General features: G+C 59.5%; 18 protein-coding genes. 14 read left to right on the forward strand and 4 right to left on the reverse strand.

The window, feature by feature from the left end; genetic code table 11:
- Nucleotides 1-183 precede the first annotated feature (183 nt).
- The 5 genes from RM531_RS08705 to RM531_RS16085 all read left to right on the forward strand — a co-directional run bounded on the left by RM531_RS08705 (nt 184) and on the right by RM531_RS16085 (nt 7,646).
- On the forward strand, nt 184-1,095 hold the full coding sequence (locus tag RM531_RS08705) for a hypothetical protein (protein ID WP_311658696.1): 912 nt from the start codon (nt 184-186) through the stop codon (nt 1,093-1,095).
- Nucleotides 1,096-1,170: 75 nt separating this feature from the next.
- Nucleotides 1,171-2,181, forward strand: a complete 1,011-nt coding sequence (gene traF, locus RM531_RS08710; protein ID WP_311658697.1) for a conjugal transfer protein TraF — start codon at nt 1,171-1,173, stop codon at nt 2,179-2,181.
- A complete protein-coding gene (locus tag RM531_RS08715; protein WP_311658698.1) occupies nt 2,178-3,653 on the forward strand; it encodes a conjugal transfer protein TraH in 1,476 nt (491 codons plus the stop codon). The genes traF and RM531_RS08715 overlap by 4 nt, the downstream gene beginning before the upstream one ends.
- A gap of 34 nt (nt 3,654-3,687) precedes the next feature.
- Nucleotides 3,688-7,233, forward strand: coding sequence for a conjugal transfer protein TraG N-terminal domain-containing protein (locus RM531_RS08720; protein WP_311658699.1), 3,546 nt, complete (start codon nt 3,688-3,690; stop codon nt 7,231-7,233).
- A gap of 59 nt (nt 7,234-7,292) precedes the next feature.
- Nucleotides 7,293-7,646 (forward strand): zinc ribbon domain-containing protein, encoded by a 354-nt coding sequence (locus RM531_RS16085; protein ID WP_432280508.1) that lies wholly within the window; start codon nt 7,293-7,295, stop codon nt 7,644-7,646.
- A 27-nt stretch (nt 7,647-7,673) separates the two neighbouring features.
- On the opposite strand, the gene RM531_RS08725 is transcribed toward RM531_RS16085, so the two are convergent.
- The 3 genes from RM531_RS08725 to RM531_RS08735 all read right to left on the reverse strand — a co-directional run bounded on the left by RM531_RS08725 (nt 7,674) and on the right by RM531_RS08735 (nt 9,838).
- Complete coding sequence (locus RM531_RS08725; protein ID WP_311658700.1) at nt 7,674-8,666, reverse strand: S49 family peptidase; 993 nt, start codon at nt 8,664-8,666, stop codon at nt 7,674-7,676.
- A 7-nt stretch (nt 8,667-8,673) separates the two neighbouring features.
- A complete protein-coding gene (locus RM531_RS08730) occupies nt 8,674-9,117 on the reverse strand; it encodes a hypothetical protein (protein ID WP_311658702.1) in 444 nt (147 codons plus the stop codon).
- Between the two features lie 121 nt (nt 9,118-9,238).
- Nucleotides 9,239-9,838, reverse strand: a complete 600-nt coding sequence (locus tag RM531_RS08735) for a transglycosylase SLT domain-containing protein (RefSeq protein WP_311658704.1) — start codon at nt 9,836-9,838, stop codon at nt 9,239-9,241.
- A 181-nt stretch (nt 9,839-10,019) separates the two neighbouring features.
- Here RM531_RS08735 and RM531_RS08740 point away from each other — a divergent pair, with 181 nt between their 5' ends.
- The 6 genes from RM531_RS08740 (at nt 10,020) to RM531_RS08765 (ending at nt 16,679) form a co-directional block, all read left to right on the forward strand.
- The gene (locus tag RM531_RS08740) at nt 10,020-10,658 is read left to right on the forward strand and encodes a FlhC family transcriptional regulator (RefSeq protein WP_311658705.1); all 639 of its coding nucleotides are present in this window, start codon (nt 10,020-10,022) and stop codon (nt 10,656-10,658) included.
- Entirely contained in the window at nt 10,631-11,047 is a 417-nt protein-coding gene (locus tag RM531_RS08745; protein ID WP_311658707.1) for a hypothetical protein, read from the forward strand. The genes RM531_RS08740 and RM531_RS08745 overlap by 28 nt, the downstream gene beginning before the upstream one ends.
- 111 nt (nt 11,048-11,158) lie before the next feature.
- Nucleotides 11,159-13,426, forward strand: coding sequence for a MobH family relaxase (gene mobH, locus RM531_RS08750; RefSeq protein WP_311658708.1), 2,268 nt, complete (start codon nt 11,159-11,161; stop codon nt 13,424-13,426).
- A gap of 3 nt (nt 13,427-13,429) precedes the next feature.
- A complete protein-coding gene (traD, locus tag RM531_RS08755) occupies nt 13,430-15,430 on the forward strand; it encodes a conjugative transfer system coupling protein TraD (RefSeq protein ID WP_311658709.1) in 2,001 nt (666 codons plus the stop codon).
- Nucleotides 15,431-15,446: 16 nt separating this feature from the next.
- Nucleotides 15,447-16,043 (forward strand): hypothetical protein, encoded by a 597-nt coding sequence (locus RM531_RS08760; RefSeq protein ID WP_311658710.1) that lies wholly within the window; start codon nt 15,447-15,449, stop codon nt 16,041-16,043.
- 6 nt (nt 16,044-16,049) lie between these two features.
- Nucleotides 16,050-16,679, forward strand: coding sequence for an IncC plasmid conjugative DNA transfer DtrJ family protein (locus RM531_RS08765; RefSeq protein ID WP_311658711.1), 630 nt, complete (start codon nt 16,050-16,052; stop codon nt 16,677-16,679).
- A 7-nt stretch (nt 16,680-16,686) separates the two neighbouring features.
- Here RM531_RS08765 and RM531_RS08770 read toward each other — a convergent pair whose 3' ends face one another.
- Entirely contained in the window at nt 16,687-17,532 is an 846-nt protein-coding gene (locus RM531_RS08770; RefSeq protein WP_311658712.1) for a hypothetical protein, read from the reverse strand.
- Nucleotides 17,533-17,673: 141 nt separating this feature from the next.
- On the opposite strand from RM531_RS08770, the gene traL reads away from it, so the two are divergent.
- The 3 genes from traL to RM531_RS08785 are packed head-to-tail and all read left to right on the forward strand — an operon-like array spanning nt 17,674 to nt 19,521.
- A complete protein-coding gene (gene traL, locus RM531_RS08775; RefSeq protein WP_311658713.1) occupies nt 17,674-17,955 on the forward strand; it encodes a type IV conjugative transfer system protein TraL in 282 nt (93 codons plus the stop codon).
- Nucleotides 17,955-18,593 (forward strand): TraE/TraK family type IV conjugative transfer system protein, encoded by a 639-nt coding sequence (locus RM531_RS08780; protein ID WP_311658715.1) that lies wholly within the window; start codon nt 17,955-17,957, stop codon nt 18,591-18,593. Before traL ends, RM531_RS08780 begins: the two co-directional genes overlap by 1 nt.
- Nucleotide 18,594: 1 nt before the next feature.
- A complete protein-coding gene (locus tag RM531_RS08785; RefSeq protein WP_311658716.1) occupies nt 18,595-19,521 on the forward strand; it encodes a TraK domain-containing protein in 927 nt (308 codons plus the stop codon).
- Nucleotides 19,522-19,523: the final 2 nt, after the last annotated feature.

Genomic DNA, 19,523 nt, shown 5'->3' on the forward strand with positions numbered 1-19,523 from the left:
GTGGATAACTTTGTGAGTAAGCCGACCAGGCTCTGCCGGATTGGTTGTGCTCATCGGCCGCGTTACAGATTGATGACTTTTTAACCAGCCAACGCCGACACGTCGGGCCGAGACGGAAAAAGCGCCTCTAATCCGGGGTGTTAAAACGCGAACGCCCTTGCCCGATCAGACGATCATTTCTCAATGAACCAGACAATCCGTCCGCTCATGCTCAAACGCTTCAACAAGCTGCTCGCGCCGGCTTCCCTTCTTTTGGTCTCTGCCTGTGCCAGTTCCCCCTCGAGTTATCAGCCGGCTTCGCTTCAGGAACCCGGTGTCGGAGAGGTGGTCCACCGCGGCTCGACCAGCGAGCGCCAGGCAGCCATGGATCGACTGCAGGCGGCTTTTTCCCGAAACGTGCGCGCCAACGGTTCCTGCAAGATCGAAGTGAACAATGTACCCGATCCCGAGACCGGTGACCGGACCATTGCCACGGAATGCATTGGGGACTCCGAATACGAACGCCAGGTCATGCGATCGCTGCGCACCACGCGCCTGGCGATCCCCCGATTTCGTACGATCGTCTGGACGCAGGGCTACGAATCCATCCTCAACTGGAACGAGCGTATCGGTAACCGCAGTATTGCCTACATCGGCAGCCCCACGACAGATGATCCCTACATCTGCCTGTCACGAGTCGACGGGGAGACGCTGGCCGATGTCAGTGTGTCCACTCGTACCTATGAATCAATCTCTCCGTCCGAGCCAGACACCGTCGTCGTGGAAGACGCACCCATGTCAAAGGTCGCCTATCCTGCCGGCCTGATTGATCTGACCCAGGAACCGGATGCGCTCGACGGCGCCACCGGCTATGTCGTCCAGCTTTGGGTAGGGGAGGATCGCCCCAGCGACGCTATCCTCGACCGGTTCGGGATGTCCAATGGCGTACTCTCGCGTTCCGATTATTTCGGCACCGTGCGATACCGGCTGACCACCACGCCATTCCCCACCGAAGAAGCGGCGTACTTGTACTGGTCAACCCTTTCGGTTGATTCAGATGCACCCGATGTTCAGTACGTCACGGCCCTCGATGATTTCCTTTCAACTGCCTTCTAATCAGGCTCGTAATCCCCTGCAAACGGCCCGCTTTTAACGTCACCTTCCCCCACGGTCCGGCGCTACCTTGGGAGCATGTACAAGTGCGCCCACATCCTATTCGTTGCCGCCCTGGCTGTCCCGGCAATGGCCGCGGGGCAGCCCGATCGTTACTACGATGACAACGAGCGCGGCTGGTTCTGGTACGAGCCCGAGCCGGAACCGGCGCCGGAGATTGAGCCACCTGATCTGACGCCACCGCCGCCCAAGGCACAGGTCAAGGTCATCAAGCCCGATCCCATCGAGCCCCAACCACCTGCGATCGCTTCCTCGCCGCCCCAGCCCGGTGAGCCTGAACAGGGTCCGCCGGCCATGTCCTCGGCCTGGCTGCGCGAGAACCTCGAAACCTATCTCTGGCAGGCCCTTGACGATCCCAGCATGGAGAACGTCACCGCCTACCTGTATCTGCAGCGTTTGATGATGGATCGAAGCACGCGCTTCGCAGATGCGACCCAAGTCGCCATCCGCACCGACCCGTTGCTGGACGCCAGTATCCGAAGGCCTCTGGCCCAGGGCGCCCAGCAGATGCTGTCACGCCGGGCTGACCAGGCCAGGACGAAAGCGCTCGGGCGCGTAGCCAGTAACGGCGGCCTGATCTATGTCTTTGACGAGAGCTGCAAGCTCTGCGATCTACAGGTCACACCCCTTAAATCACTGGCCGGCAAATACGACATGGAGGTCAGCTGGATCTCCGCCGACGGTGCGACCCTGAAAGGCGTACCTAAGGATGAGATCGTGGTCAGTCCTGAGCTGGCATTCAAGCTCTCGCCCCCGGCAATGCCGGCCGTGTTCATGGCCTACGGCGCTAAGCCACCCGTCCATCTGACCAGCAGTTTCTTGTCCATGAATGACCTGGAGTCCGGCGTGCTCGCCCATGGCGTCACCGAGGGCTGGATCACCCAGGCTGAGTACGAGGCGACCAAGCCCCGCAACAACTACCTCATTTCGCTTGATCCCGACGAGCTGCCCGACGAGGCCGCTACTGAGGACCCGGCCGAGATTATCCGCTTTCTTCGTTCCCGGGTTGCCAATGGAGAAACCCAATGAGCCCGAATCGAATCGCTATCGCAGCCGTGTTTCTCTCGCTGCTTCTTGTTACGACATCCCCGGCCCGAGCCAGCCTCCAGCAGGAGATGGACGACATGTTCGGGGCGATGGTCAATACCACCGCGCCGGGCGCTTATGAGGGATCGCGCCGCGGGGTGCTCACCGGTGGTGGCGTCGAGGTGCGAAACAAACTCCGTGCGCCGGCCCTGTTCAATCTTCAGGCGCCCGAGTTTAACGCCGGCTGCGGCGGTATTTCGCTATTCGGCGGAGCCTTCTCCTTCATCAACCTGGATGAGTTCACCGAGTATCTGCGCAGCATCATGAGCAACGCGGTTGGCTATTTCTTCCAGCTCGGGATTGATGCCGTCTGCCCAACCTGTGCCGAGATCATGCGCAACCTCGAGCGCCGAATTGGCCAACTTGCTCAGGAAGCCCGCAACAGCTGTCAGATGGCCAAATGGCTGGTCGACGATGTCACCGGCATAGGGCCGGCCATGAAAAGTTCCATGGAAGGCAATGCCTTCGAGGAAGCTGCCGCCAGTGCCAATAGCTGGCTCGAACGCGAGATTGAATCAAACGCGAAGGGCACGGACCCGGTCACCGAAGCCGCCGACGACAATCCAGCGCTGGCGGAGAAATACTGGAATGCGAACCTCGTCTATGTGGCGATGCGTGATGCCCAGGTGGCCGACGAATTCATAGCGGGTCTTGATGAGGATGGTCGTCGCGCGTTCCTGGAACAGCTTCAGTCCATCACTGGCACCGTCGTGACCAAGCTCGTCGACAATGGTGGCCAGAAGACCCTCGAGATCAACCCCATCGGCCATGGGATTACGTTGTCACATCTGCTCGACGGCAACCGCGAGGCAGGGGAGGGCGACGACAACCCCGAAATCCTGTCTTGCCCGCCCGCCGGCGATGACCCCGACAACAAGTGCACCGAAGTGGTTCGCATCGCCGCCGACCCGGACTTCCAGGGCCTGCGCGATCGCGTGGGACACATCATGTTCGGTGGCCCGGCGCAATATGGTATGCCCGCGACGCCGGGCATCCTCCTGGCTATCGAGCAAGACACCGTCGGCTTTGACGCCATCAGCGAGGCGCTCATCGGCGCCACCGAGCTGCCCATTGTGCCCATCCTTACTCAAACCGCGCCCTACCCCGGTGCCGCCAACAACTTTGCTCGTCAGATGGTCGACATCATCTCCCTCGAAATGGTCAACCGATTGCTCAGTGAGGTACTCGGCGCGGTCGACGAGGCGGTTACGGCCAAGGCCATCGAGACCGACAACGTGAAGTTTTCAATTCTTCTCGATCGCATTCGGACGGTCCGCGAGGAACTTCGCCAGCAGTCGATCAGAATGAAAGAGGAGGAGGACCAGTTCGTCGCTCTCCTTCAAGCGCACAGCGTCGTTCAGGAGTCCACCCGCGGGCAGAACTTCTCTGTTCCCGACCTTTCCTTTACTGAATAGCTGAGCTTTCAGAAGCCACTCCTCAGGTCTAACCATGTACGAAATCTTCGCCATCGGTGATTCTCGTTTTCTCTTCGAGGTGATGAAGGGAATCGCCCTGATCACCAACACCGACGACTTCAGGGGCCTCGTATCCGTTGGTTTTCTCCTGGGGGTTCTTCTGGTCTCCATCCGCGCGGTGATGGATACGAAGTTCGAGATCCAGCATGCACTGATTGCCTTCATCATCTACGGCGTCATGTTCATTCCCAAAGGCACCGTGATTATCGAGGATGTCTACACCGGCGCGACCCAGACAGTCGACAATGTCCCGGTGGGTGTTGCGGCGATCGGCCAGACCGTTTCAACCATTGGCGTTGCCTTGACGGAGCTGTTCGAGCAGGGGTTTTCCCCCGTTGGCAGTACCACCGCACCTTACGAAGGCATCTTCGAGGAGGCATTCACCAAACCCTTGTACGCGCTTCTGAATCTGCGCAACGTCACGTTCTCCCCGGACGGACCCCAGGGTCAGCTACGCCACAACGTCCCTGAGTATGTCGCACGCTGCACGATGCGAGGCATCAGTGACCGACGACTGGATCCCGACACAATTTACTCCGACCCCTACGCGTGGGACGGGATCAAGTATCCCTCTGCCACGAGCTATATGCTCTACAAGGAGAACACTGGGAGCTACGACAACATCAGTTGCCTGGCGGCCACCGGACGTATCGAGAACATGCTCTCGTCCATCCAGTCCGACGGCACGCTGCGGTCTCGGGTCAACGACGTCCTTTCCATCAACGACATTGATCACGGCGATGATTATGTCGAGAACGTCCTTCACTCCCTGCTGGACAACGGTATCGATGCCAACCGCTGGATGCTCAACAGCATCTTCATGCGCTACGTCGACGAGGGCATGCAGAAGGGGTATATCTCCCGTGGTGATACCACCGCGGCCATGCTGCTCGAGGAAAATCGAAACCGGCGCAACCTCAAACTCTCGCTGAACGGCTCGACCTTCCAGGAAATCATGCAGCCGGTCATGACTTTCTTGGAGACATTCGTTTACGCGGTCTCACCCCTCGTTGCCTTCCTGGTGGTGCTCGGGCCTATGGGCATCAAGCTCGCCAGTAAGTACCTGCTTATCACCATCTGGGTTCAACTGTGGCTACCCATCATGGCCATCATCAAGCTCTATGCCTGGCTGGTGATCAACCGGGATATGGAGACCTTTGCATCCGGCAGTAACCTTGATGCGGCCATCGGCAGCATGGAGGGACTATGGCGTTTTAACGCCACGCTTGCTGACTGGATCGGCGTCACCGGTATGTTGATTGCCGCAACGCCCGCGCTGGTCCTCATGCTTCTCTATGGCAGCGCCATCACAGCCACAGCCCTGGCCCGCAATCTATCCAGCGCCGAGGGTGCGAATGAGGCCTTTGCCTCGCCCTCGCCGGCGTCGAATTCTGGGCTGGGCACAAAGGTCGGCCAGATGTCGGCCAGCATTGACAATGCCGGCCAGGCGACCTACGGCTTTCGGCCTGAAGTTGATAGCGCCTCAGGCTCCATTCGTGCGGATAGTGCGATGTCGAGTGCTACCACGTCCTCGATGCAGTCCACGGAAAAGGCGATGGCCTCCACAGCTTCGAACTACATGCAAAGCGAAGCTGTGATGAATTCGGCTGGCCAGTTATTGAAGACGACGGATTCGTCTAGCTCAGGCACTAGCTCACAGTTGGCACAGAGTTTTTCGGCTGATGTGAAGGACATTCTCGGTCAGGGCATTTCCCGAGACCTGGGCATTAGCGAAAGACAGGCACGCGCTTTGAACCTCAGTGCCGGTGTCAATGGCAGCCTTGGAGTGGGTAACAGTGGCCCCGGTGCCCAGGCGATGGTTCGTGGTGCGGCTGAGATGCTCTCCAAAAGCGAATACGGACAGACGGAACAGGGCAAGGCGGACGTTCAGAATCTTCTCAAGATTTCAACGGACGAGGGTCAGTCCACCCAGATGATGCAGACGGTTTCTCAAAGCCAGGACAAGTCCACTACCGACTCGATCTCGCGGATGGTCCAGCAACAAGACCAGGAGAGCTACACCGAAACCAAGGCGGCTATCAGCGAGATGAACGAATCGCTATCCGAGAGCCAGGCTTTCCAGCAACAGCTCAGTGGTAGCTCGCAGATCTCGATGACGTCTCTTCAACCCTCTGCGTCGCAGTGGGCTGAGCAGACTGGCCAGGACTTCGGGGGAAATCGTCAGCTCGAGGCCATGGCGTACCGCGATGCCATGATGGAGGGCATTCGAGAAGGCGATGTCTCGGAATTCATCCCGGGCCTGAAGAGCAATCCCAACCAGGATGCGCAGGCACTTGCCGGCAAGCTCGAGGATTTTCAGAACCTTTATTCGGGCACGCCCACCGAAGGCCCGCAACCCATGGACTTCCAGGGCCAGCAGTCGGAAATCCAGTCGGATCGGCAAGGCATTGGCGATCAGTACCAGGCGGAGGAGTCCGTCCGGATGGCGGCCTACAACAGCACGCCGGACCGCTCCGGCACAGAAATGTATCAACCGGGCGCAGTCGGTACCCAGATCGCCGGTGCTACAGAACGCATGGAAGACCGTTGGGAAAACTTCAAGCAGCAACTTCAGGACAACCCCAAGTCAGGGGCAGGCTCAGCCGCGGCATCACTACATCAGACTGCTAGCCGCTTGCTCGATGGAGACGATGTTCAAGGGCAAGCTCTCGGCGGCATGCTTCAGCAGCAGGTCCTGCGCGATAACGACACCTTCACGTCTTCCGCGGCATTGATCGCCAATGACACCGGCGCTATCTCTCTGTCCGACGAGAACGTCCAGCGCATCGAGCAAGCCCTGGAGAACAATGAACCTTTGTCGAGCCAATCGATTGCCAACATGATGAGTGGCAGCGAATACAACGAGGTTCAGACCATGTCGGGGCAGATGTTCGACACGTTCCGAGAAAACGCCAATCCAACCCTCAATCCCAGTACGGGCGAGCGCGATCTGGCCTCAGCCCAGCTCGCCGGCGTGGTCGAACAGCAGTACGGGGAAGGCCAGGAATATCGCGGCGCCGATCGGGTCGATCAGCTGATGGGGGCCGTGGATTACAACTATTCGGAGCATAACGAACAGCTTGTGGCCGAGGCAGGCATGCAGGTGATGAAAGCGCAAGGTATGGAGTTCGATGGTGGAGTCGGAATGATTCCAGGAGCGCCCTGGGATGGCGGTAACAGCTCACAAGACCTTACCTACAAGGCAAATGCGGGCAAGATGGGTGCTGACGAGTATGAGCGCGGACTTCAAAATGGCTCCATCGAAGCGCCTACCTTTCAGGCTCAATCAAGTGACCAGAATGCCGGCTTCTTCTCAGGTCTCTTCGGTGGCGATAGCGGCGAAGAGGTCACGGTTGACCCCAGCAAGATAACTGAGACATTCAACGACGTTCGGGCGATGGGGTTTGAACAAGCCGAGGAAGATCGCGCCCAGTTCTGGGCGGAAAACGAGGCCGAGTCGGTCATCATGTTCGACACGAAATCGAACCTGTCGGACCTCGACCACGAGCCCAAAAACTAGCGACTACCGCGGCCCTTCGCCACCCGGCGGCGTGCATTGCCGATGCCGCCTGGGCCGAGCTGCGCCGGCAGCTCATCTACAAGGCCGCCTGGGGCGGCCGTGAGGTGGTGGTGATTGACCGGTGGGCGCCCACGAGCAAGACCTGCTCGGGGTGTGGTCACCGGATGACGGCGATGCCGCTATCCATGCGGCACTGGGTCTGCCCTGCCTGCGGGGCGACCCACGATCGCGACGTGAACGCCGCGATCAATATCCAGCGACTTGCTACCGGCGGGAGGCCGGAATATCAGGCGCGTGGAGGCCGGACGATCCCGTGTGGTGACGCAGCATCGGCTGTGCTCGCCCCGGCGGCCTTGGAAGCGCGAATCAATCCCGCCCCGGATGCCGCGGAACGCACCGCCGTGACTCGGTGAGGGTGGAACTCCAACGGTTACCCGCTACTAACGGGCGAACTCCATCCGGACGCCCTGCTGCACATGAGTCCCAAGGTCCCACGCCTGGAGCAGGTTCTGGCTAGCCTGAAGGATCTGCTCCCATGCCGCGGGGTTTGGTCCGTAGTCCCTCGCGTTGTCGGTTCCAAACTCGGATTCGATCGCCTGCGATAAACTCGCGAACCCGTCGATAAGGCCGAGTTCCTTGGCCTGAGTACCGACCCAGATGTCCCCGGAAAACAGTTCGTCGATGTTTCCAGCCAGGCGATCCCCTCGTCCGGCGATCACGAAATCCTTGAACACCTCGTGGATCTCGACCAGCATCGATTCGATCTTGGCACGGTCATCCTCCGAAACATCCGAGAAGGCATCGAATCGTGCTTTGTTTTCGCCGGCCGTGAACACTCTCGGTTCGATCCCGAGCTTCTCAAGGGCGTTGCCTACGCCGAAGCTTTGCATGATCACCCCGATGCTGCCCACGAGAGAGGTCTGGTTCGCGTAGATCTTGTCGCCGGCCGAGCCGATCAGATAGCCGCCCGAAGCAATCATGTCCGACGCGACCACGATGAATCTCTTGTCCGGATGTGCAGCCCTCAGGTCATCGATCTTCTCCCGAATACGAACAGAGGCGGTCGCGCCGCCGCCTGGGCTATTGACGTGCAAGACAACGCCCTTGGCACGGCTATCCTCGAATGCGCTATTCAATGAACGGATCACATCGCCTGTGGATGGGCCCTTCCCATCGCCAATGGCCCCGCGTAGCTTCACGACAGCCACATATTCCTTCGACATGGAGGCGTACGTCGCCCGAATCATGTCGGCCATCACCATGTAGAGCATGACGAACAGGGGCGCGGCCAGGATCACAAGCCGCATCTTCGCGTTTCTCTGCTTCTTTCTTTCCGACTTGAGGTGCTGCTCGAAGATGGTGGCCAGTCGATCAACGCCGCTCGCAAGGGCGTTGTCAACACCGGATTCAGAGGAATGATCGTGTTCGTTCATGTCCATGTCACCTGCTCATGCAAAGCTGGCAGCGCTCGCCGTTTCGGATGCGCTCCTGCAATTGGATCCCGGCATGCTCCAGCACGCCCTCGTTAATGCGGTTTGCCGACTCGAAGTAGGCCATCATCTCTTCTTCGCTGGGCCTTGCCACGATGGATATCTGGCCCTTGCGCAGCTGGTCAATCTGGTTTTCCAGTCGCTGACCCAGTATTTCGGCCTCGCAACCGCACCGGCCGCCGACCTCCAGAACTACCGCGGTCCAGCTGCCTTCGAATAGATATTTCAGGAAGCTCAGGGCTGCCCCACAGAAAAGCATCCAGTCGTTGGCAATCGGCTCTGGCGTTACCGCGGCCGTCCGGCTCACCTGGAACAGCGGCACATTGATGGACTCCAGATGTTCGATCCCATCGATATCCAGTTCGGTGATCGCGGTCAGCAGATCTCGGCTCACGCCGGCAAATCCATCGGCCTCCGAATCGGCGCGACCGCCTCGGATCAATAGATCCAGAAACAGCGCATTCAGGTCCCGACGGTCCCGACGCATCCGTTCCAGAGATTCGACGGCGCCGGATTCAGAAAGACGACCTAGTGATTCCATACCCATTTTCGCAACTCCCGTTCTTATCTAATACCTTCGCTGCTTCCAGCACCCAGCTGGCATAGGGGCCTGCCCTTGCCGGTCGCCGGTTGTGATACCAGCCAACGGCTTTTTCCAGATCTCCGTCGGTCTCCCGCATGGTCTCGGCCAGATACTCGGCGGCCACCATCACGTTGCGAGTCGGATCGAGCAGCTCATCTACCAACCAATCTACCCGGTGTCCGTGATAACGCCAGTTGATCTGCATCAGCCCCACGTCGATATTCTTCTGTCCGTTCCGGATCAGCTTCTCGATGTGATTCTTAGCCGCAGCCCTGGTCTCGAAGTATTGAGCCCCTTCCGGCGAGTTCACAGTCCATGGCCAGGGTCTCGTAATTGTGACGCCTTGCGTGCGCGACTCCCTCAGCGCAATCCCGTAAAGCACCGTCCAGCACACCCCGGCATGCGCCGCGGCCCGTGCCCACGGCTGCGGCACATCTATTGTGGCGTCAACACTTTGCGGCCAGGCCAGACAGATAAAGATGACACCTTGTAGGACAGGGATGACAAAAAAACTTGCCAGCTTGCGTTTCACGAGGTAAATGTTTAGCTGATCCGGGGGCGGATTCATTGCTTGACTATGAGGCGATGGTGTCGGTGATCAGCGGCCGAAAGCGGCCGAAAAACGCGGGGTAAAACCCTCGAGTCCCACCAAGAACTAAGGTCGAATAGAACCAAGCCCACTGTAGCGGGGGGCTTTAGACGAGGGATGGAACATGAGTTCAAAACTGGAAGAGGTGTGTCTGTCTTATAGGCTCATCCGATACGGGGCACGGATCAATGAGATCAAGATCATGTGTCCTGGCCTGACCAAAAAAGAGTTGCGAGACAGGTACTACGAGGTGCACCAATGCAGTGCTCGTAGTGGAAAAAATCCGACGAAACCGGATTTTTTCTTCTCAACGAGAAACACTCACCGGCTGTCGAGTTACCTGGCTAACAGCTTCATCAAATTGAACCTCGTCTCAAGTGGTTCTCTGGTCAACTGCAAGGACACCGGCCGATTTGTCGATGCCTACGAGCACTACGCGCTCGATTTCGACGACGAATTGATCGGGATATCCCGGGCGCTGCTTCTTCTCAAGGAGCTCAGGATGGGCTCCATCAGCACAACCAAGTGCGACGACTGTTCCGTCCCTTACATCATCTCCCCCATCACCCCGAAGCTTTACTCCTGTCCTTACTGCGCCATCAAGAAGCAATTGGAGCGTCTCTGCTGCCACTGTGGCGAGCCAGTCCAGGATCGGGGGCGCTGCCGCAACAAGCGCTGCCAACAATCTCAGGCAGCCAAGCGCCGGCAGGCGATCACATCGGATGTTTCGTCACTATGTTCAGTCGCACTTCCTGGTTTATAGCGCCGCTCGCCCTGGTCGCCGGACTTGCAGCGTCGGGCTGCTCGTCTACCCCTGAACCGGTACCGGTCCAGCCGACCTATTTCTATACGCCGCCCGCGGACGCCCGGGAGTCCACGACCCACACCGCCGCCTACTATCATCGGCAGCGTGACATCGTCGACCAGCCTCCGGGCTATCGCTACTCGATCTGGTACCACCGGCCAGCGCTGGCGCAGGCCTCCGCCCCCGACCACCGAGCCCATGCCCCATCCGGCTCTTCGCTGCCGGTGCAAAGCTCGGTCTGGTACCGCTACTGCAACAACCAGAACTTGACCGAGGCCGAATGGCGATTCGTCTCGACCAATCGACTGCCGGACACCTACCGCTACTCGTGTCGCCCGTTCAAATAGGCCCGGCACATGATCCGTTCCTTATTCGCCAAGCCCGTGAGCAGCGGGCCTGGGCCGGGTCGCCGCGCTCCCTGGCCAAAGCCTGACCCCCACTTTCACCGATACCCGCCCTTGCCCCGGGGTATCCCGTTTTTCGAGCCCGCTGATCTCATTGCGTCGCATCGCAACCTTCTCTATCAGATCCGCATAGAGAGCGGCGTCAACGACGACGATTTTGCCCGGCTTTATCAGCCCGCGATGCAGCGTTATGCCGAGCTCGTCCAGTCACTGCCGGCTTCCGAGTCCAACCATCACCGAGGCATGGGAGGACTGCTGTACCACGGCCTTGAGGTCGCCTTCTTCGCGCTGCGATCGTCCAGCGTGCGGTTTTTCAGTCCGCCCGAGGCAACCGCCCGTCAACGTCGAGATGACGAACCTCGCTGGCGCTTCGCGGTCTTCCTGGCAGGGCTTTGCCACGATCTCGGCAAAATTGCCGCTGATCTTCACGTCGTCAGCGCCTGTGGCAAGCATCACTGGAACCCCTATCTCGAATCGATAACCCACTGGGGGATCAAGCACGGGCTTGAGTCCTATCACCCTACCTGGGTCTGCCAGCGGTATCACCAGACTCATGAGAGATTTACACCCGCGATTTTCCCGCTGGTGGCCAGTGCTGAACATCTCTCCTTCATCTCCGAAGGCGAACGTCGAATCACGATCTGTTTAATGAACGCCCTGGTCGGCAATGACATGGCCGGGGAGAACATGGTGCATGACCTGGTCATGAAGGCCGATAGCGCCAGCGTGGCCAAGAGCCTCAAGGAAACCCCGGCCATCGTCGACGGGATGGCGGTCTCCCGGTCCGTGCCTGAAGAGTTCGTGTCCGCTCTCCAGCGCCTTATTTCGGAAGGCTTGCCCGTCAATAAGCCTGGCGCCGGCGTGGTCGCTGATGAGGCGCATACCTATCTGATGTTCCCTCAATGTCTGGATGAAGTGCGTTCGCGCCTGACCCGCGATGGCATTACCGGCGTGCCCGGTAACAACGAAACCCTGGCGGATATCCTGATCGCCCATCATTTTGCTGAACCCGCTGACAACACCCCTGGCAAGTCCAAGCGCTTTTTCCTGATCTTGCCCAAATTCAGTCAGGTCCAGGCCAACAAGAGTCGCCTTGGCCTGCGCCTGGTTCGCGACGACCTGATATTCCCGCGGGGTAGGCCCAAGCCCATTGAGGTGGAGATACAGGACCAGCCCGACGCTGAGGTCGGTACTGAGCATGAAACGCTGACCGTGGATCGCCAGAGCCGCGAAGAGCCCAATGCGCCACAGGGTAGTGCCGCGCCGACCACCGACGAACTGGCGGTTGACACCGAAACCGGGGAGATACTGACCCAGACTCCCGCAGATGAGGACCCGGGCGCACCGGAGCCGCCATCGGAGAACCCATCACTGGGGCCTTCACCAAGCCCAGTCGCTGAGCCAGTCCCGAGCAAGGGATCGGAGCCTGCATCTGCGTCTGACGCCGGTACGGCCGAGACTGAACACGCGTCCGCACCACCATCGCCAAGCGATGGGGCAAAGAATTACTTTTCTCGCCTGGGCATTGCCGGTGAGATGCTTGAAACAGTGCTCGATGCAATCGCTTCAGGCGAGCTCGTTGCCAATGAACACTGGTGGATCGACCAGGAGATGTTCCACCTTGAACAAAGCGCTGCCGCGGATGTCGTGGCCATCGATATGAACAAGCTTGCCGATCTCTTCGAGCAGCACAACCTGCTCAAGATTGATCCCAGCAAACCCCTACAAAAAACGCGTCAGCTCACCGCGCCCGGCAAGAAGGGGAAGAAGCCAGTCTTCGTGCTCAAACCCCTGCCATCGCGTTACCTCGTTGAGGTGTCCAACCTCGCCAAACCAGAGGCAACTCGCTCACCGGCAGCGACACCGATACCGCAGAGCAAGGCGAAAGCCCCGGCCCAGACTGGGCACGCAAAACCGCGCGAAAAAACGCCGGATAAGACGCCAACCCCGTCGCCCGATTCCTCTACGCTCAGTCGTAATGAATCTGCTCACAGCGACAACCCCCAGCCTGCCGCTCCCACCGACTCAGCCGATGGCGGGCTCGCTCACATGGAACCGGTTGTACGTCTGGTCTATGACCATGCCAGGCAGACGCCGTCATCGTTCCCTGTTACCAGCTGCGAGCAAGGAATCATCTTCGAGTTGGAAGGCGCGGTCGATTGGCTTCTGGCAGAAGGGCCAGCCCACGGGGTTGACCTATCGCCCAATCAGCTCCGCCAGAAGCTGCGTATTGGCACGACCACTGTTTTCCAGCGCGACGCACAAGAAGTCGGATACCCATCGAGCAAGCCCGCACGTTGCATTCCCGCCCTTGCGGGGTAGCGCGTGAAGCTCAGTATTGACCTTCCCTGGCGGAGCGCTTTCGAAGCTTACTCCGCGATGGCCTGGCTGGCCGGCGCCGCGGCGTGCGCGCTCTACGGGCTTAGTAGCCCCGCCCACTACACCACGGCCCTGTGGATGATGGTGGTGTGCACAGGGTTTGCGGCATTCCGAGGGTCACAAGCCATCGGTCTGTGGGAGCGCAAGGTCATGCTTCGCCCCGAGTCGTTGACCTTCATGAAGCCCGAACAACTTTCGAAGCTGGTCAAGAAATTTCCGGACCGCTGCTGGATGGGCCGGGGCTTCGATTGGCGCCAAGAGCATGCGCAACTGGCGTTCGAGGTTCGAAAGAGCAAGATCGTTCACCTCAAACCGCCAGCCCTCTATGCCTGGCTCCGAGGCGCCCGCGCCAAGCGCAATGAGCACGGTCATGTGCCTTCCTCGATTGGCTCGCTCTGGATCCACGGACTCAACCGGGAAGAGGGTGATGTGCTCGTTCCGCTTGATCACCTGCAGGGCCATACGCTTCTGGTTGGCACAACCGGCTCGGGCAAGACCCGGGCGTTCGAAACTCTTGTCACCCAGGCCGTCATGCGTGGCGAGTGCGTCATCATGGTCGATCCGAAAGGCGACAAGGACGCCCGAAAGACGATGCAGCGTGCCTGCATCCTGGCCGGGCGCCCGGATGCCTTCATGCATTTCCATCCTGCCTTTCCCGAGCGCTCTGTGCGTATCGATCCGCTGCATAACTGGAACCGACCCACCGAAATTGCCTCGCGGATTGCCACGCTGATCCCCTCCGAGAGCGGGTCCGATGCGTTCGTGGCATTTTCCTGGCGCGTGATCAACCTGATTGTTCAGGCGATGGTCCTCGTGAGCGAGCGTCCCAACCTCAAGATACTTCGCCGTCACATCGAGGGCGGCCCTGACGCTCTCCTTCATCGCGTGCTCGAGTCCTACTACGAGCGCTTCGTGCCGGGCTGGCGCTCTCGGATTCAAGCCTACAAGCAGCAGGCTGCCAAGATGCGCCTGCCCTCGGCCTCCTCGAGCAAGGACACCATGGCCCTGGTGCTGATGTACAAGAACGAGGTCATCCACCAGTCCCCGCATGAAGCCATCGGCGGCCTGATCAGTTATTTCGATCACTCGCGTGAGCACGCCAGCAAGATGCTTGCATCGCTCATGCCGACCCTGGACATGCTCACGTCCGGCGATCTGGGTGATCTGTTATCTCCCGACCCTGATGACCACAACGACCCTCGGCCCATGACGGATAGCGCCAAGGTCATCCAGGAAGGGCAGGTCCTTTATATCGGCACCGACAGCCTGAGTGATGGCACGGTGGGTGCGGCTATTGCCTCCATCATTCTCGCGGACATCACCTCGGTCGCCGGCGATCGCTACAACTACGGCATCGACAATCGAACCGTCGCGCTTTTCATCGACGAGGCCTCGGAGGTGTTGTCCAACCCGACCGTTCAGCTGATGAACAAGGGCCGCGGCGCGGGGTTCGTGTTGACCGTCGCCACCCAGACTTACCCGGATTTCGTGGCACGCATGGGCAATGAGGCCAAGGCGCGCCAGATTCTCGGCAACCTCAACAACACGATTGCCCTGCGCACACTCGACGGCAACACCCAGGAATATCTGACCGAGTCCATGGGCACATCAAGCCTCATGACTCTCATGCACACACAGAACACGAATTCTGTCGCCCAAGGCCGAGATCCGACCAACTTCGTCGGCGGCTATGGCGAACGTCTGATCGAGAAGGATGATGCGGACCTGGTTCCCTCCGAGCTGTTGGGTTCCTTGCCCAACTTCCACTACATCGCCACCTTGAGTGGCGGCAAGATCGTGAAGGGTCGCTTCCCGATTCTTCAGAGCAAGATCGATCCCGAGCTCGAAGATATGCCATGGCTCCAGAAACATTCCACGCCTGCCGATAATCCGGCTACCACTCAGACACAGACCCCTGATGCTCGCACTCTCTCACCCGCGGCCTGATGTGCCCCAGTTCCCTATGACCTATCCTAACTATCCCAAGGGCCCGCTTTCGGATCGCGAGTCGGAAAAGATGCCGGCATGGTCGATCATGCAGCAGCGCGCCATGTTTCGCAGCGCATTGATCGACTACGAACACCAGGCGACCTGGGAAATGCTTGCCACCCTCTGGCCGCGCCTGCCGACCATCTCTTATCGATGGGCTGGCTATGTGGGTGATGTTCTGCCCACGGCCGACGGCACCAAGAGCGTTCTCCATGCCGGGGTGCAGGACGGGCTATTGCGCGTTCGCTCCTTGTTCGATCGAGGCGGCTGCAACGATGCGGACCGAGGCTACATGGTCGCCTTCCTCGCAGGCCTATTCGGCACCGTGGAAGATGTGGCTTGCGCCCGGGCTATCCGCGTTTCTGACCCCAATGACGTCTGGCGTCCCATGGATGGGCCCTACATTCTCTGGCGCGGCCAGAGTCAGCCTGCGCCCACGGTTGAAACCTCGAAGCTGGTGTCAGCAAAGCTCGTAGCGGATACGCAGCTGGTTATGGCCGAACATTGCTTTGACCGGCTCGCCCGGCCGTTTGCCAACCACTACTGGGCGCAGTTTTCTCCGGCGGCTTAATCCGCAATGTTCAAGACCCTCACCATGTGGCTGCTTCTCGTTCTCTGCGAGGTGCTTGTGGTGGCCGCCTTCTTTTCCCCGGATAGTGTGGTCGAAAATCTGCGCCGGGAGCAGCGCATGACGCGGGCGTCATTTGGAGACGTCACCGAGCAGCACGTCCGTCAGGCAGCCGACGGGTGGTTTACGAGTGCCTTTCACGATACCGGCATCGTTCGTCACAGTTTCCAGCTTTTTATTCCGACTCAGGAAGCGCGCGAGAAATCGACGGGACTGGAGGATCTGGGAAGCGAGGCTTTCCCCTGGTTTCGCCGCCGCATGGAGACGGTTTGGAACGGCATCTATCAGAGCCTGTATCGGTTCTCGGTCTTGCTTGAGGTCCTGCCGTTCATGTTGCCGTTGATCATCCCGGCAATCGTCGACGGATTCATGACCAGGGAAGTGAAAAAGCGGACCTATGGTTACGCCTCGCCCATTCGCTACTATGCCAGCATGCACGCAGTGGCTGCCCTGATCGTAGCTATTCCCGCCTACCTGGTGTTTCCTCTGCCCGTCCCGCCGCTGTTCGTTCCCCTCTGGGCGGTGTCAGTGGCGATCATCCTCGCGGTGATGACCTCCAACATCCAGAAGAAGGTCTAGGCAGCGGTCATCCTCGCTCTTGCGAGATCCCCGGCTTCCGGCCGAATTTCTTGTCCACCACCGCGCTGCGAATACGAGCATCGATTCGGTCATCGTATTCACCCAGGACCACCCGGTAAGAGCTCCCCCACGCCTGCACATAGGCGTCCTCGATACCGGCCGCGTCCATCGCTTCCTTCGCCTGGTAGGCATCGGTTTCGTTGAAATACTGGATGACCACCTTGTACGTCCATTCCGCGCTGCCCGTGGATCCGCTGCTTGGGCTCACCGAGGTGTCACGACCTGCCGAATCAGATCGTCGGCTTTTCTGGCCAGGTGTTCTGGCGCCCCGAGACAGGTAGCTGTTGTCCGCCCCGGTGTTTGCCCAGGAGGAGGCATTTCCTACTGGCTGTCCGGCGTACGACTGATCGCCATAGCCATATTCATAGGCAGACCGGCTTTCTTTTGCGCTCTCTCGCGTGGTCACCGCAGCAGCCGGCTCTACACCAGTGGCTTGCGTGTTGCTCTTCCGTCTTGCCGGTTGCGTTTGAATCGATCGCTCGTTGCCGACGTAGGACCCGTCGCCGCCCAGCTCCAGATCACGCATGCGCGCGGCCACATCTGCGGTCTGTTGCCGCTGCCAACTCATCTGCTCTTCGAGCTTGGCATCGCGTGAGGCGCCTTCGAGCTTCAGCTCATGAACCATTCGCGTGAGGGTGGCGGTTCGCTTCTGCAGGTGTTCCAGGCGACGCATCATCTCGTCTTCGAACGACTGAGCAGCGGCAGGCCCGCTGAGCAGCACAGCAGCGATAACCCCCGCGAGTCCAAGCGTCTTGGAAGAGGGGGGCAGTTGGATATTTTTCATGACGTGCATTGAGGTCTCCTTGAATGAGACAAGGTTAGGCCAGCCGGTGTGGGGACACGCAGGAAAAAGCACCCAAAAACGGCCTCATATAACCCACGTCTCCCGACGCTCTCCGCTTAGATTGTCCGCAGGACACCTTCGAGAGACCACATGAAGCCAATACCCACGCCCCACCTCATCGATGAACCCCAGCGATTTCTTCTCTGGTCCTTCGATGAGGCCATGCCGATCATCATCTTCTTCTTGCTCGGCTACATGATTCAGCAGGTCATCATCTGCACTGCCGTTGGCATCGTTTTCTCGAAGCTCTTTCGAAAGTACAAGGATTCCCGGCCCGAGGGTTATCTGATCCACCTCCTCAACTGGCATGGGATCGGCGTCGATCGCGGCTACAGCGTGGGTAACCCCTTTCGTCGGGATTTCCACAGCTGATGGACATCAAGCAACTTCGCCGCACCTGGGGCGGCATGCGGGCAGAAATCCGCATTCATCAGTTCGTGACTCCGATGGCCCTATCTCTTGCACTACTCACCACCATCGGTTGGATGAGTTCAAAGGAAGTGGCTGTTCTTGTACCTCCGAACCTCGACGAGACCGTTCGCGTTTCACAGTCGAGTGCGGATGGCGGCTACAAAAAAGCTTGGGGCGTTTACGCCGCCACCTTGATGGGGAACATCACCCCGAGCAATGCCGAGTTCATCGCCGGGACCCTGGAGAACATCATGTCGCCCCGGGTCTATCAGGCAATCCGGGAATCCCTGGCTCAGCAGGTGGACCGTATCAAGCGCGATGGGCTGTCCGTCGCCTTCAATCCGCGATCGGTCAACTATGAAGTCGAAACCGGGAAGGTGTTCATTGATGGCTGGCTGCAGCTGACCGGGTCGAGTGGCGAGACCAAGCGCACCCAGCGCGTCTACGAGTACGAATTCGATATCCGAGCGGGCAGCCCGGTCATCACCTATTTCGACACCTACAGCGGCAAGCCGAAAACCAAGACCGTGATGCAGCGGCTCGATGCCGCGGAGCGTCGGCGTGAGGAAGCGGCACAAGAACAACGGGAGGGCCAGTAAGATGCCCCGCCACTCAATGCTTTTTTATGCCGCTCTGGCGGCCTCGATGTTGACGGCCTATCCGGCGCTCGCGCAAGAGCAGAGCATCAACATTCAGGGCGTCGAACTCCCAGGCATCCCGACCCAGGATCTGGAGCCGGCACGCCAGGCCGAATCAACGGCGTCGCGGCGCTACACCCGTCAGCGCTCTACCTACCCCGATGGGTTTACCCAGTCCCAGCAATACCCACTTGAGCTGGATGTCGACCCGGGCCTCAACGAGATCGTCAGCATCAGTCGTGGTTATCTCAACCGGATCGTCACGCCATTCGAGACGCCCGCGATCAAGACGGCCAACAATGTCCAGACGCACATCGAGTCGAACATCATCTATGTCGCAACCGATGATGATCGTGCGATTGGCCTCTTCATTGAACCGGCCGAAGGCGGGCCTGCGATTTCGCTCTCTCTGATTCCGAAGTCCATCCCGCCCCGTGAGATCCGCCTGCGGTTACCCAACACTCGCTTCGATGGCGCTGTCACCACCGCCAAGGCCCGCCGCTTCGAGACCGGGAGCAGTTACGTCTCCACCATCAAGAAGCTTCTCAGTGCCACGGCGCTGGGTGACGTCCCGCCTGGCTACACGCTCCAGAAACCCTCTCGGCAAGATGCAGTGGACTTCTATTGCCCGCTCGAAAATCTAGGGGTGGAACTTGCCCAGGTTCTGGATGGCCATGCCTGGCGCCTCGCTGTCAATCGAGTTCGCAACGACACGTATCAGCCGATCGAGATCCGTGAAGCCGACTGTTTGACGCCCAACGTGCTGGCGGTTGCAGCTTATCCCTCTGCGATCGTGCAGCCCGGCGCCGAGGCTGAGCTCTACATCGTGCGCAAACGTGCGCCCGCCGCTTCCGGTCGTCCTGAGCGGCCCTATGTATTCACGGAGTAATC

Origin of the sequence: Spectribacter acetivorans (assembly GCF_031846305.1) — a bacterium.
Lineage (GTDB): Bacteria > Pseudomonadota > Gammaproteobacteria > Nevskiales > Salinisphaeraceae > Spectribacter > Spectribacter acetivorans.

Coding starts and splice junctions, on each gene's coding strand:
- RM531_RS08725 (WP_311658700.1), bottom strand. CDS start 8,666: ATGAACGAACACGATCATTCCTCTGAATCCGGTGTTGACAACGCCCTT.
- RM531_RS08740 (WP_311658705.1), top strand. CDS start 10,020: ATGAGTTCAAAACTGGAAGAGGTGTGTCTGTCTTATAGGCTCATCCGA.
- RM531_RS08720 (WP_311658699.1), top strand. CDS start 3,688: ATGTACGAAATCTTCGCCATCGGTGATTCTCGTTTTCTCTTCGAGGTG.
- RM531_RS08780 (WP_311658715.1), top strand. CDS start 17,955: ATGGACATCAAGCAACTTCGCCGCACCTGGGGCGGCATGCGGGCAGAA.
- traF (WP_311658697.1), top strand. CDS start 1,171: ATGTACAAGTGCGCCCACATCCTATTCGTTGCCGCCCTGGCTGTCCCG.
- RM531_RS08760 (WP_311658710.1), top strand. CDS start 15,447: ATGACCTATCCTAACTATCCCAAGGGCCCGCTTTCGGATCGCGAGTCG.
- RM531_RS08715 (WP_311658698.1), top strand. CDS start 2,178: ATGAGCCCGAATCGAATCGCTATCGCAGCCGTGTTTCTCTCGCTGCTT.
- RM531_RS08745 (WP_311658707.1), top strand. CDS start 10,631: ATGTTCAGTCGCACTTCCTGGTTTATAGCGCCGCTCGCCCTGGTCGCC.
- RM531_RS08785 (WP_311658716.1), top strand. CDS start 18,595: ATGCCCCGCCACTCAATGCTTTTTTATGCCGCTCTGGCGGCCTCGATG.
- RM531_RS08770 (WP_311658712.1), bottom strand. CDS start 17,532: ATGCACGTCATGAAAAATATCCAACTGCCCCCCTCTTCCAAGACGCTT.
- traL (WP_311658713.1), top strand. CDS start 17,674: ATGAAGCCAATACCCACGCCCCACCTCATCGATGAACCCCAGCGATTT.
- RM531_RS08765 (WP_311658711.1), top strand. CDS start 16,050: ATGTTCAAGACCCTCACCATGTGGCTGCTTCTCGTTCTCTGCGAGGTG.
- RM531_RS08705 (WP_311658696.1), top strand. CDS start 184: ATGAACCAGACAATCCGTCCGCTCATGCTCAAACGCTTCAACAAGCTG.